This window comes from Rhizobium sp. S96 (assembly GCF_030382195.1).
In the GTDB taxonomy this organism is placed as follows: Bacteria; Pseudomonadota; Alphaproteobacteria; order Rhizobiales; family Rhizobiaceae; genus Rhizobium.
Window position 1 is genome coordinate 245293 of record NZ_JAUDRY010000015.1, and the last position, 13472, is coordinate 258764.

The 13472-nt window shown below is 59.4% G+C and carries 11 protein-coding genes; 5 read left to right on the forward strand and 6 right to left on the reverse strand.

Annotated features, from left to right (window positions below; translation table 11 throughout):
• Positions 1-5 precede the first annotated feature (5 nt).
• Positions 6-428 carry an arsenate reductase (glutaredoxin) gene (gene arsC, locus QTL94_RS18815; protein ID WP_065691283.1) on the forward strand — a complete coding sequence of 141 codons (423 nt, stop codon included), beginning with the start codon at positions 6-8 and terminating at the stop codon, positions 426-428.
• Positions 403-1131: an arsenical resistance protein ArsH gene (gene arsH / locus QTL94_RS18820; protein WP_289802834.1), complete on the forward strand. Its 729-nt coding sequence runs from the start codon at positions 403-405 to the stop codon at positions 1129-1131. Before arsC ends, arsH begins: the two co-directional genes overlap by 26 nt.
• Positions 1132-1570: 439 nt before the next feature.
• Here arsH and QTL94_RS18825 read toward each other — a convergent pair whose 3' ends face one another.
• The 3 genes from QTL94_RS18825 to QTL94_RS18835 all read right to left on the reverse strand — a co-directional run bounded on the left by QTL94_RS18825 (position 1571) and on the right by QTL94_RS18835 (position 4504).
• Complete coding sequence (locus tag QTL94_RS18825) at positions 1571-2797, reverse strand: HlyD family secretion protein (protein ID WP_289802835.1); 1227 nt, start codon at positions 2795-2797, stop codon at positions 1571-1573.
• A gap of 2 nt (positions 2798-2799) precedes the next feature.
• Positions 2800-3258, reverse strand: coding sequence for a hypothetical protein (locus QTL94_RS18830; protein WP_289802836.1), 459 nt, complete (start codon positions 3256-3258; stop codon positions 2800-2802).
• Between the two features lie 571 nt (positions 3259-3829).
• Positions 3830-4504, reverse strand: coding sequence for a VIT family protein (locus QTL94_RS18835; protein ID WP_289802837.1), 675 nt, complete (start codon positions 4502-4504; stop codon positions 3830-3832).
• 48 nt (positions 4505-4552) lie between these two features.
• Here QTL94_RS18835 and QTL94_RS18840 point away from each other — a divergent pair, with 48 nt between their 5' ends.
• Complete coding sequence (locus tag QTL94_RS18840; RefSeq protein WP_342587885.1) at positions 4553-4873, forward strand: hypothetical protein; 321 nt, start codon at positions 4553-4555, stop codon at positions 4871-4873.
• A 19-nt stretch (positions 4874-4892) separates the two neighbouring features.
• Here the strand turns inward: QTL94_RS18840 and QTL94_RS18845 are convergent, their stop codons facing one another.
• The 3 genes from QTL94_RS18845 to QTL94_RS18855 form a co-directional block, all read right to left on the reverse strand.
• Positions 4893-6050, reverse strand: a complete 1158-nt coding sequence (locus QTL94_RS18845; protein ID WP_289802838.1) for an AI-2E family transporter — start codon at positions 6048-6050, stop codon at positions 4893-4895.
• Between the two features lie 60 nt (positions 6051-6110).
• The gene (gene ppk2 / locus QTL94_RS18850; protein WP_065691276.1) at positions 6111-6941 is read right to left on the reverse strand and encodes a polyphosphate kinase 2; all 831 of its coding nucleotides are present in this window, start codon (positions 6939-6941) and stop codon (positions 6111-6113) included.
• A 1200-nt stretch (positions 6942-8141) separates the two neighbouring features.
• Positions 8142-8612: a hypothetical protein gene (locus tag QTL94_RS18855; protein WP_289802839.1), complete on the reverse strand. Its 471-nt coding sequence runs from the start codon at positions 8610-8612 to the stop codon at positions 8142-8144.
• A gap of 265 nt (positions 8613-8877) precedes the next feature.
• On the opposite strand from QTL94_RS18855, the gene aspT reads away from it, so the two are divergent.
• Together aspT and QTL94_RS18865 are read left to right on the forward strand one after the other, a co-directional pair.
• Positions 8878-10569, forward strand: a complete 1692-nt coding sequence (gene aspT, locus QTL94_RS18860) for an aspartate-alanine antiporter (RefSeq protein ID WP_289802840.1) — start codon at positions 8878-8880, stop codon at positions 10567-10569.
• 144 nt (positions 10570-10713) lie between these two features.
• The gene (locus tag QTL94_RS18865) at positions 10714-13425 is read left to right on the forward strand and encodes an aminotransferase class I/II-fold pyridoxal phosphate-dependent enzyme (protein ID WP_289802841.1); all 2712 of its coding nucleotides are present in this window, start codon (positions 10714-10716) and stop codon (positions 13423-13425) included.
• Positions 13426-13472: the final 47 nt, after the last annotated feature.

A 13472-nucleotide genomic window follows, 5' to 3' on the forward strand; every position in this document is an offset into this window, starting at 1 on the left:
GCATCATGAACGTCACGATCTACCACAACCCTGACTGCGGCACCTCCCGCAACACGCTGGCTATGATCCGCAATACGGGGATCGAGCCGACCGTCATCGAGTACCTGAAGACGACGCCGTCGCGGGAAGAGATGGTGAAGATGATCGCGGACGCCGGACTGACTGTCCGGGAAGCGATCCGGGAAAAGGGTACGCCCTACGCGGCGCTCGGGCTCGACAACGCTGACCTGACGGACGATCAGCTTCTGGATGCGATGTTGCAGTATCCGATCTTGATCAATAGACCATTCGTCATCACTCCTATGGGGACGCGTCTTGCGCGCCCTTCGGAAGTCGTTCTCGACATCCTTCCGGACACTCACCAAGGAGCGTTCAGCAAAGAGGACGGTGAGAAGGTCATTGATGCCGAGGGGAAGCGCGTTGTCTGAAACCATCCCAGTTTTGGAAGAAGCTCACTTCCGGATGCCCGACGCCGAATCCATGCGGCCTGTCTTCGCCACTCATAAGCCGCGCATCCTCATACTCTACGGGTCGCTGCGTGAGGTCTCGTACAGCCGGCTCCTTGCTCACGAATCCCGGCTCCTGCTGGAGCGCATGGGATGTGAGGTCCGCATCTTCGATCCAAAAGGACTTCCGCTTCCAGACGAGCAGCCCGCCACCCATCCCAAGGTGCAGCAGCTTCGCGACCTCTCGGCGTGGTCGGAGGGGCAGGTCTGGATCAGTCCGGAGCGACATGGCGCGATGACGGGCATCATGAAGGCGCAGATCGACTGGATACCGCTCTCGGTCGGCTCCGTCCGGCCGACACAGGGCAAGACGCTAGCGGTGATGGAGGTCTCCGGCGGGAGCCAATCCTTCAACGCAGTCAACCAACTCCGCGTTCTCGGTCGCTGGATGCGGATGATCACCATCCCGAACCAGTCTTCTGTCGCGAAGGCGTTCGAGCAGTTCGACGCCGAGGGGCGGATGATGCGGTCGTCCTACTACGACCGGGTCGTCGATGTATGCGAGGAGCTCGTCAAATTCACGATCTTGACGCGCGATGCCTCCGCCTATCTGACCGACCGCTACAGTGAGCGCAAGGAGGAGGCGGAGAAGCTTGAAGAGCGCGTGTCGCTGAGGTCGATATGAGCACCAAGGACGTCCCCTGGTCGGCCGTCTTCCTGCTCGGCCTGACCCAGGGCATCGGCTAGGGCACGCTCTCGATGGTCGCTCCCTTGCCTGGAGCGACACTGAGGTAACAGGCTGATAGCGCGCTTGAGCTTGCCATTCTCTGCGTGGATAACCGCTTCTAACGCGAAGTCGCCCCGCTGCTGCGTTACGCACGGCAACAGTCTGGCTTGATGGTCAAATCGTGACTGACGGTGCATCCTTACGTGTTGCTTGTTCGCGCTTGCGGCCGTGTTTCCGACGGGGCGGCCAGCGAGTGCATTCGCAGACAGACCAAATCCATGAGACCGGAGTAGGCGGTAACACAATGCCGGTCTCGGAAAATGGAAATGGATCCGAGCGCTGAACGCGGCCGGATCCATGAGCGTCTTGCAACAAACCTTTGTATCAGGGCCGTGGCTCAGTGCCCGGCGAAGACCAGCGTCTGGACGGGGAGCAGCATCGCTTGCATGCGCAGGATCATCGCGTGCACGAGGCCGACGGTGTCCACCACGTGCAGGAACACCCATTTCGCCGCGCCGATATTCTTGTCGGCGAGCGCGTCGTGGTTGTTCGTGTAGGCGTTGGCAATGCAGCTGCTGCCGGGTGGAATGTCATCCAGTCCGCCCTCGAACAGCGGCTGCAGGAAGACGGTAAGCGTTCCCGGTTGCGCCAGCTGCTGGACATCCACAAGCTGATCGGTAGGCCGCAATTGCCCGGCCGCGATGACATCCTGCACCTCGGTGACAACAAGCGGAATGATGGTGAAGGGCTTTCCGATGCAGGTGGCCTCGGCGATCATTCCTCGCTTCATGACCTGTGCTTCAATCTGCCCGAAGCCTGCGATTAGCGTGCCTTTGCCAGCTGTCGCCGGCACGAGAATACCTGCGGGCCTGATCATGGTGTTCACGACATCACCTGGCCGCAGGGTGAACTGTTGAACCGTACCGGCGACGCCGGCCCGCACCAGTGTCTTGTCCAACTCTACCTGTGCCTGCGCAAGCGCTGCTTCCGCGCTCGCTTTTTGTGACGGTAGAAGATCTGTGATTTGGGTCTGGAGGGTATCCTTTTTGGCGATTGCGGCGCTGAGCGTTCCCTTGCGGCTTTCGATCGTGTTGGCGAGGCGCTCGACCTCGCGACGGGCGACGGCATCCTTGGTCAGGAGCTGTGCCTTCATCTCATACTCGTCCACGGCAACCTGAAGCGAACCTTGGGCTTCCTGGATCTGGCCGTCAGCTGTCACCAATTCGGTTTGTGCGACCTTGGCTTGGGCTTCCAGTTCGGCGATTTTCCGGCGCGCCGTCTCAAGTGCTGCCCGCTGCTGCGAGTCATCCAGTCGGAAAAGCGGCGCGCCGGCTTCAACTTTCTGATTGAGGCCGACAAAAACCTCATCGACGCGCCCAACCGTTTCCGGCAGGATGGTCACCGTGCGGAACACCGCCGTCACGTTTTTCGTCGAAGGATGGAAGTAGAAGATCAGTGTGATCAGCGAAATGGTGAGCATGAGGCACGCGGAGATGCCCCAGCGGAGCTCGTACCACATGGTATAGAGGTTGATCTCGTAGCCAATTCGCTTTCCCTGGAAATAGCGTCGGTAGAGGTAGTCCGGGAAGATCGTGAGAAGCGAGCAAAGCATCAATTCAAACATGGTCAGACCCCTTCGCCCTGCGTCTCGCTCTTCGCCGGCTCTTCAGCCTTTGGATGCGCTTCGACGGGTTTGGGAGGCTGGTCGCGGACCAGGGCTGGGTCGTCTGTCGTTTCAACCGTGCGGCCGGACAGCTTGCCTAGTGATTGCGCGATCGAGTAGAGCGGCGTTGAGAAGTCGGGGATGTGTACGAAGGCGAGCAACAGACCCGCGATCCAGAAAAGGTGATTGTGCGTGAAGAGCGAAATCAGCGCCAACACGGCCACAATTTCCATCTGCACCTTGCTGGTGCGATGTGCCATGCGCTCGGGAACGGCGTGAAGCTGAAAGTAAAGATTGCCGACGATCAAAATCATCAGGATCAGGAAGACAACGACGCCGACGAAAAGGTAGTCGGTCTGACCGGGCGGCGTGATGAAGATTGGCAAGTGCTCAATAGCTGCCGGATGGAGATCTTGCGCCATCGGATTTTCCTTTCTGTAAGAACGGGTGCCTGCCGATCAACACATACTGTTGGCTTTGACCCGGTGCGCCATGGCCGCAGGCGCATAGTGACGATTTCGCAATTTCTCTGATGACCGCCTGACTGCGCTCTTCCGAATCCTCCTGTGGCTTGCCTGAGACACACTACGCATCGAAGATGCGATTTTCTCGTAGCATCGTGTAAGTTACGGAGAGGGCAGGCGGCGTTTTTCCAGGGCGGGCGTATTCTTCTTTGACAACTACTCCCGGAAGCATCGACGCAAGCGTGAATGCGTCAACAATCCCGTAAAGTAGAAACGCCAGACTAATGAGGCGCCTATTCTCATTCAACTATCTAAAGTTACAGCTCTTTTGCGTAGGAAAGCCGTTTGAGCGTAAGTCGTTTGGGTAGTCTGGACAACACATCTCGCGCGGTACGACGCCTCGCGGGCAGGCGACGTAGAATCGCATAAAATGCGCAGGACGAAGAGCGTCAGGCCGGGGAATTTTCCGCCAAGACGGGAGCGTGGAGGCCGCACCTGGCCGGCGGTTACGCTCATCATCTGGCGGTGCTCATCCTCCCAGCAGGACGGCGACGGTGACAAGGATCAGCCCCAGGCCCGTCATCGCCATTCCGACCACGAAGGGCCGGGAACCTGCGAAACGCGCCCATGCGTGGCCCGTTGCATAAAGTAAGCCGACGAGGAGTACGTTGCTGACGCGCAGAGCGAGGTATTTGTCGTCGATGATGAGAAAGGGGATGACCGCCGGGATAGCTGTCGCCGCGACGATCACGAAGACGATGAAAGCTCCGATGAGATCGTCCAGCGAAAAGGTGGTGGTCGATGGCTTCGCGCGCCTGGCCAACGCCAGCATGTAGCCATAGACCTCGTCCTGGTCGCGTTTGTCCAGCGTCAATGGTCCCTCGTCTGGAGGGAATTCCCTGGCAATTGCTGCCAGCGCACTCTTGTCATCCGCGGCGCTGTTGATGGCACGAAAAACACGGGCCCGATCGAGCCTGTAAATGCGGATTCCGATGAGGAACAGAACGGCGTCGATGATACCCCACGCGATATTGCAGCCCAATGTCGCGATGACCAGATCGCGCGCGTCGAGTGCCTCGTCGCCGGCGACAAGCCGCGCGCCAACAGTGAACGTGAGCGCCATGATCAAGCCGAAGAGCACCTCGCCAAGAGCATCGCCAACGTCGATAAATTTCAGGAGGCGTCCGATCAGATTGCTGTGCATCTGTTCTCCCAGAGCGGTCATATCGCCGAAATTCTTTTGAAGTGACTCATGGAACGATCCGTCGTGCGCTCCATTGCGTATGTCCTTTTGTCCCGACTGATTGCGAGCAGTCAAATGTATTCACCGAGTCCCGAAAATGGACGAAAGAAGCTGATGCTGAAGCTGCCTGCCTTGCGCGCCCAGCTTCGCAGTCTTGCCGGCGACACCGTGGGCGAACTTTTTGAATCATACGATCTGGCTACCAGCGCGCTTGATGGATTTCGAAGGGAAACGTCGACAAACCCAGGGTTCATCGGCGAGTACGAGGAACTGTGCCGGGAAATCGAATGCGAGGTGTCGCGCTATTGCTATCAGGATGGCACCTCCTAACAAAAGCCCATGCATTTTTTCAGGGGTGCCTTTCGGGTTGGACCTCTCGGGTTTGGTCGGTTTGTTGGCTGCCATCGACAGGTGCAGGTAGGGGCGAGGGCCATACCCACGCGAGAAGAAGGTCGTAGAAGACGCTGAGCACCACCGGGCCAAGAAACAGTCCGAGCAACCCGTGCGAGATCGTCCCGCCGATGACGCCGATCAGAATGACCGGCATCGGCGTGGAGAGGCCCCGGGACATCAGGATCGGCTTGAGAATGTTGTCGACAAGCATCACGGGCACAGCCACGATCGTGAACGAAACGGCCACCCCGAGTGGCCATGAGAACCAGCTCCAGATGATCGCCGGCACCAGGATAAGGCCTGGTCCGATCTGCATGAGGCAGAGGATGAACACCGCGAAAGTGAGAGCCCCCCGCGCCGGCACATCGAAAGCGATGAAAACCAGACCACACAAGAGCGTCTGGAAGAACGCGACACCGATGACGCCACGAGAGACGTTCCTGACTGTGGTACCTGCCAGCTTCGCGAAGCCGACGCCTCGCTCGCCAGCAATCCGGCTTGCCAGGATCTGTATGCCTGCGTTGAGGCGCGGTGCCACGGTGAGCAGGACGCCGCAAAGAAGAATTGACGCGATAAAGCTAAGTATGCCGCCTCCGATCGAGGCCAGTTTTCCGACAATCAGCCCTCCCACTTCGCGGAGTGGGGCCTGGAATGTCACGATCGCAGCGGCCAGATTGTTGGCAGCCTGATTCCATGCCGCGTAAAGCTGCGGCCCGACGAGCGGCCAATCCTTCAGCCGGTCGGGCGCTTGCGGGAGGGTGAAGCTTCCAGCGCCTGCGATCAAGGACTGCAATGTCTCCGCAAAGTTGCTGGCCACCAGCGCGAGGGGACCGATGATCACGAACAGGCAGGCGAAGACAAGAGCAATCGCCGCCAGGAGCCGGCGCCCACCCAGGAGCCGGCTCAGGAAGTCGAAGATCGGGTAAAGCGCAACCGTGAGGATACCCGCCCATACGACAATCAGAGCGAAGGGCGCGACCAGTTGCGCTGACCAGTAGGCGAATACTGCGATGATCCCCAGACGAACGAGATCGCTAACCCGCGCCTCGATCGAGATCTGCCCGGGTCGCGCTGCCGGCGGCGTGTCCTCTTTCACAGTCGCATCGCCATTCATCGTTCTCGCTCGCTACTTCAAAACTGACCGTCCGACCGATGCGGTCGCGCTCTGGAAAGACTATGCCGTGACATCAGGAACGACGCGGCGGAGGCTATCATCCTCGACGTAGTCGTGCGGTCGCTTCTGGCGCTTCCCAAGATCCGGCTCATCGAACTTGACGTGTTCGTAGGGAATGGATTTGAGGATATGCGAGATGCAGTTTATGCGCGCCCGCTCCTTGTCGTCCGAAGGAACAATCCACCATGGGGCATGTTCGGTGTCGGTCATCCGAAGCATCTCGTCATAGGCGCGGGTGTAGTCCCACCAGCGACGATAGGATTCCACATCCATAGGGCTCAGCTTCCACTGCCGAACAGGATCCTCAATCCTCTTTTTGAAGCGTCGCCCCTGTTCCTCCTCGCTGACCGTCAGAAAGTATTTCAACAGCAGCACGCCACTTTCCACGATCGCTGCCTCGAAGCGCGGAGCCAGTTCCAGAAAGCGCTGCGCCTTCTTTTCCGTGCAGAAGCCCATGACACGGTCGACGCCCGGCCGATTGTACCAGCTGCGGTCGAAGATAACGATCTCTCCTGCCGCCGGCAGATGCGCAATATACCGCTGCATGTAAATCTGTGACTTTTCGCGATCGGTCGGCGCCGGAAGCGCGACAACCCGAAAAACGCGTGGGCTCACCTTTTCGAGAATTCGCTTGATCATTCCGCCCTTACCGGCGGCATCGCGTCCCTCGAAAATGATGACAATCCTGAATCCCGATTGCTTGACCCACGCCTGCAGATGGGCAAGCTCGACCTGCAGCTTCTTCATCTGCTTGTTATAGTTGAAGGCTTTTTCTTTGTTTTTTTCTCCTTCAGATCCTGCTTCACGGTCTGAATCGCGCGTCTTGCTCATGCTTCCCTCCGTTGTTGCTTTATTAGGGGTGCCCGACGTTACTTGCGGCGTATCGAGCCAGGCGCATTGCTAATGGGATTCAAGGCTGCAGACGGATGCTATCTCATCCAGCCGTGTATGTGTGACCGCTCCCGTCGGGCGCTGACGCCCACAACCGTCCTCGGTTACAGTCATTTCCTGGCATATTAACTTGGATGGAGCTAAGTGACGTGTAACATCATGTAGTATCTGTGGTGCTTGTGAAACCGGCTTTAGAGGTATGGCTTCGCCGGAGATGGCACCGGTTTGGTGCGCTCGGTATTTGCCTCGATTTCGCGTGGCGGGTTGGTTCTTCCGGCCGAAGTGGGAGCCACGTTGAATTGTCTCGATGGTAAGGGAGATCGTCAGGGTCGCCGGCTCGTCTGTATCTTCATGTATAATACGTCCATAAATGGTTTAACTGAAATACGATGATCCATCTCTTGCCGGGGAACCTTGCAGGTGCGCGATGGGGTCTAGCTCAGATAAACCGTTACCTTCACCGGGCCTCGCGGCTGCGCGCGAACTTTTTCCAGCGCAAGCGCGCCGGATAGAGGATCTATTTGAGTTCGATGAGAGCTTCCGCGGGTTGTGCGAGGATCTTGCGGATGCACAGGCGACCTTGGAGCATATCGTACGGCTTCCAGATGACATCCGTGAGTCACGTCGACTGGAATACCGAGAGCTGGTGACCGCGCTTTCGAGCGAGATTGAAGAGGCTCTGTCCAAGGCCAAAGTCATTCATTTGCACCAGCATCGGCACCCACCTAAACCCTAGTGGCCAGCCTTTTGCGCCCCTGCCGCTCCCACTGTCCAATCACCTTGCAGAGATATCATGATTTCGGAGGCTACGGTCGACGGTCGAGTATCCCCTCTGTGAAAAAGGGGGATGAGGTAGACCTTCCGTTGACGGGATCTGAGTGTCGCCGGCCATGCATCATGCGGTGATGCTGACTGGACGCCGGGCTTTCGATCCAGCCCGGCTCCGTGGCTCTGTTTCAACGACGTATGCCCGGGGACGATTTAGCGCGTTCAGAACGCAACAACCCCCGCGACGCGGTATGTGGGGCCAACCCACAAACGCGCCGTCGTCTTCGAGGGCAAAGATCTGCCCCGACACTCGATCGCGTTCAAGCCTCAGCTGTCAAATCGGCGGCGTCAGGCGGGGCAGGTGACAGCGGATCACTCCACCGGCGGTTCCCAGCCGAGGAAGAAGCCGATATCGCCCGGTATTCCGCCGGGAAAATTGATGACCATGGCCTTGAGCGTATAGCCTTGCGGTTTGGCGACGGTCTCGAACAGGTCGTAGACCTCCTTGGCCCTGCCTTGCAGCGTGTTCTGCCATCCTGCTAGGCTGTTGTTGATCGCCCGCCCGCTGTCGGTGCAGAAGCTCGATGGGAAGCTGTAGACCATCGCCTCGAACTTTCCGTCGGCCGCCGCTTTCATGACCAGCCGCTTTATGACTGCGCGTTCGTTGTCGCCGATATGCTTCTTGAAGAAGTCTTCGACAAACTCGGCGTGCTTCTTGGCCTCGCGCTCCTTGATCTTGTCCTCGCGGTCCATTTCCGCGAGTTGAAGCTCCAGCGCACGCTTCCTCAGGTCTTCCGCGCTCTCGATCGTCGAACGGGGACCATCTGCTTTTGGTTCTACCATCACACCATGCCTCCATCTAACCATCGGCACGATAGGCCGTGTGGATAAGCGAGGGGAGTAAGATACACGTCCCGTCCGGTATAATACGGTATTTTACTTCGCAAGCGGCGGTTGTTGGAGGACCTTTAGGGCAGCATCACGGTGGCCTTAAGGTCACGCGGGATCGGAGGAGAGTATTCGTTAAAAAAATATTGGCGGGATGCACTTCGGGGCGGGATTGCCTCGTGATGTTGCGCATCCCGCAATCCCAATGAGAGAGGGCCCGATGATCGACTGGTTTGTCAGCACGCTTCGCACCTATCCGGAAATTGCAATTTTCCTGTCACTCGGGCTGGGTTATTACTTTGGGTCATTCACCTACAAGGGGCTGGGGCTCGGCGCGGTAACCGCGACGCTCATCGCCGCGGTCCTGATCGGCCAGCTCGGCATTACTATCTCACCGCCGCTCAAGCCGACGTTCTTCCTGATGTTCCTGTTTGCAATCGGCTACGGCGTCGGGCCACAATTTGTGCGCGGGATAGCGAAAGACGGGATTCCACAGGCGCTTTTCGCCGTCGTGGTCTGCGTCTTCTGCCTGGGGGCAGCCTATTTTGGTGCCTTGCTTGCAGGCTACGATATCGGTTCCGCGGTCGGGCTTTATGCCGGCTCACAGACGATTTCGGCCTCGATGGGGCTTGCCACCGATGCCATCAATCGCCTCGGTCTGCCGCCGGAGCAGAGCAAGGCCATGCTGGACGCGATGCCGGTCGCATACGCCGTCACCTATATTTTCGGAACGGTCGGCTCGGCCATCGTCCTTGCGCTCTTCGGCCCCGCGATGCTCAACATCGATCTGGAAGCCGAATGCAAGCGTTATGAGGAAGAGCAGGGGGGCAAGAAGGCTCTAGGTGGCGCCGGAACAGCCTGGCACAACTTCGAGCTCCGCGCCTACAGGGTCAAGGAAAATGGCAAGATCGTCGGTCTGACGGCGCTCGAGGCTGAAGGCCTCTTGCCGACCGAGCGCGTCTTCATCGAGCGCATTCGCCGCGCAGGTGTGGTGAAGGATGCCACGGCCGATACCGTGATCGCGGCTGGAGACATTGTCGCCGTCGCCGGTCGCCGCGAGGTTCTTGTCGATCTCATCGGCAGCGTCGCCGACGAAGTGGACGACCGCGAGCTGCTCGCTGTTCCCGCCGATGGTGTCGATGTCTTCGTCACCAACAAGGACGTGGACGGAAAGACGCTCGCGGAACTGGCAACGCGACCAGCCTCTCGCGGCGTATTCCTGCGCAAGATCGTCCGCGGGGCAACGGCAACCGAAATACCGATCCTGCCAAACACCAAGATCCATCGCGGCGATATTCTCACGATCGTTGGGCGAACACAGGATACCGCGGCAGCAACGCGCGATCTTGGCCGTCCGGATGCACAGACGGATGTTGCCGACGTCGCCTTCATCGGTGCGGCTATCACCATCGGCGCCTTGGTCGGTGCGCTAACCTTCAAGATTGGTAGCGTTCCGCTGACGCTTTCGACATCGGGCGGTGCGCTTATCGCGGGCCTCTTCTTTGGCTGGCTGCGCTCCGTTCGTCCGACCTTCGGCCGTATCCCGTCCCCAACCGTCTGGTTCATGAACTCCGTCGGTCTCAACGTGTTCATTGCCGTCGTCGGCATCTCGTCGGGCCCGGGTTTCGTCGCTGGTCTGCAGCAACTCGGCTTCAGCCTGTTCCTGTGGGGGATCGTGGTCACGACCGTGCCACTGGTTCTGGCCATGTACGTTGGCAAATACGTGTTTCGCTTCCATCCGGCGATCCTGCTCGGATGCTGCTCTGGTGCCCGCACCACGACCGCTTCGCTTGGGATGATCAACGACCGCGCGAAGAGCCAGATCCCCGGCCTCGGCTACACGGTGACATACGCCGTCGGCAACACGCTGCTGACCATCTGGGGCATGGTGCTCGTGATGCTGCTCGCCTGAGCAGCGCACGTTGGGAGGTCGGCTCGATCATCGAGCTGACCTGCCGTCAACACCAGCGGATCAAGCGCCATCGGCAGACCCTGCGGGAGCGCAAGGCTGCGGGGACGGCGGAATTGCAATCAGAACCCACATCTGGAGACCGGGATGCCAAGCAAGAGCGCACATATCGATCAGTTTCTGCTGATACATTCGGCGCGTGCAGACAACTGGCGCGCAGTGACCAGCCTAGCCGACGCCTGGGCCAGCAAGCGCGGAGACAGGGCGGCATTGGAGGCAGCACTGGCGGACTTGGCAGCTGTCGAGGAATATCACGCCTATCCCGGATCGCGATTGCTAACAGCGTTGAGCGAGCGCATCGCGACCAACGACGCAGGTGGAGCCGCACGACTGGCGCGGCGGATTTCCAACGGTCTGCTGACACATGCCTATCGCGGCCGCGCGGCCGAATGGGATGCCCACGAAGAGATGTCACCGAACGAGGTGGCGGACATGATGCCGCCGGCGACCGGTGAGCTAGGCGGACACCGCCCCTATTTCGAGGTGCTGTTCGTCAACAGCCAGCCGGCAGCGCGCTGGCCCGCCTTCGCCAGAGAGATCCGCAGGCTGCGCCGCCCGGAAGATGCCTTCATCTATGAACCCGTCATTGTAGGCTCCTTCGAGGATGCCGTCTGCGCCGCGGCCTTGAACCCTGACATCATCTCTGTCGTCCTTGCGGAAGGTTTCCCTTACCGCTCGCGGCATGATGCGCCGGTGCTCCGCTCTGTTCTGGATCCGCTCGGAGAGTCCGACAGTCCTGACATGTCTGCGCTCCGCCTAGCACGCGCGTTGCGGCGGATCCGTCCGGAACTCGACGTCTATCTACTCTCTGACCGCCAGGTCGAGAAGATCGCCGGAGACCCGGCAGCCGATGCCATCCGCCGCATTTTCTATGCGGTCGAAGAAATGCTCGAATTGCACCTGGCGGTCCTGGAAGGGGTCCAGGCGCGCTTTGAAACGCCGTTCTTCGACAATTTGAAAAAATATGCGCGCCGACCGATTGGCACGTTCCATGCGCTGCCGATCGCTCGTGGCAAGTCGGTCTTCAAGTCCGACTGGATCCGCGACATGGGGGAGTTTTACGGTCTCAATCTGTTCTTGGCGGAAAGCAGTGCGACGACAGGCGGCCTCGACAGCCTTCTGGAGCCGACGGGAAACATCAAGCGCTCCCAGGAGATGGCGGCGCGCGCCTTTGGCGCCGATCATGTGTTTTTCGTCACCAACGGCACATCAACCTCCAACAAGATGGCGGTTCAGGCGCTGCTTGCGCCGGGCGATATTGCCGTGGTCGATCGCAACTGCCACAAGTCTCATCACTACGGAATGGTGCTTACCGGGGCTCAGCCTTATTACGTCGAAGCTTTCCCGATGACGGAATACTCGATGTACGGCGCCGTGCCGCTTGCCACGATCAAGCAGGCATTGCTGGCGCTTCGCGCGGAAGGGCGGCTCGATCGGCTGAAGCTGCTTGATCTCACCAACTGCACCTTCGACGGGCACATGTACAATGTCAGGCGGGTGATGGAGGAGTGCCTCGCCATCAAGCCAGACCTCATCTTCCTTTGGGACGAAGCCTGGTCGGGTTTTGCCCGTTTCTCGCCATTCCTGCGTCCGCGCACGGCAATGGGTGCCGCAGCGGACCTCGAGGAATGGCTACGTGACCCCGCATCCGTAACGGCTTACGAAAAGCAGCATGCCGAACTGGGTGATAATCCGCCGGACGAAACGCTGCTCGCCACCCGCCTGATTCCCGATCCGCGCCTCGTGCGCCTTCGTGTCTACCAAACCAACTCGACGCACAAGTCGATGTCTGCCATCCGCCAGGGTTCCATGCTGCTGGTCAAGGACGTGGACTTTCATACGGTCGAGGCCCAATTCCACGAAGCGGTCTTCACGCACGCTTCGACGAGCCCGAACCAGCAGCTCATCGCCAGCCTCGATGTCGCTCGCCGGCAGATGGAGCTCGAAGGGTACGGGCTGGTGATGAACGCGATCGAGATCGCGCTCAAAATCCGGCAATCGATTAACGAACACGAATTGATCTCAAAGTATTTCCGTGTCCTCGGCGCCGATCAGATGATCCCTGCGGCCTACCGCCAGTCGGGCTTCAAGGACTACCTCGCGCCGGGTTCCAGTTGGGCAACGGCCGTCAAGGCAATGCAGGAGGACGAATTCTATCTGGACCCGACGCGCATGACGTTGGTTTGCGGTACTGCCGCCTTCGACGGAACGCAGTTCAAGGGACTGCTGGCAAACGAGTACAATATCCAGCTCAACAAGACCTCGCGTAACAGCGTGCTGCTGCAATCGAACATCAACAACACGCGCAGCGACGTTGCCCACCTCATCCGCGTCCTCGTCGAGATATGCCATGGCATCGAAAAGCGCCTAGCGGACGGCGGCGAAGCCGAGCGTGCGGCGTTTGAGGCGCGCGTCAAATCGCTGATGACCGATGTGCCGGACCTTCCCAATTTCAGCCACTTCCACGAGCTGTATCGCAGCGATGCGGGCCGCACGACGCCAGAGGGCGACATGCGAAGCGCCTTCTTCAACGCTTATGATGCCTCGTTGTGCGAGTACGTGCCGCTGAACGGTGCCGAGTGCGATCGAAGACTGCGCGAAGGCCCCGAAATGGTCTCGGCGAACTTCGTCATTCCCTATCCACCGGGATTCCCCATCATGGTGCCGGGCCAGGTGCTGACGCAGGAGACCATCGACTTCATGCGCAAGCTCGATGTGAAGGAGATCCATGGCTACGAAAAGGCGAGGGGGCTGAAGCTGGTCAAGCCCGACGCGGTCGCCGCCAAGGCGAAGCGCTGACGAGGCGGAGCCGGCGGCGAGATCTTCGCGGGCCAATTGACGGTGCC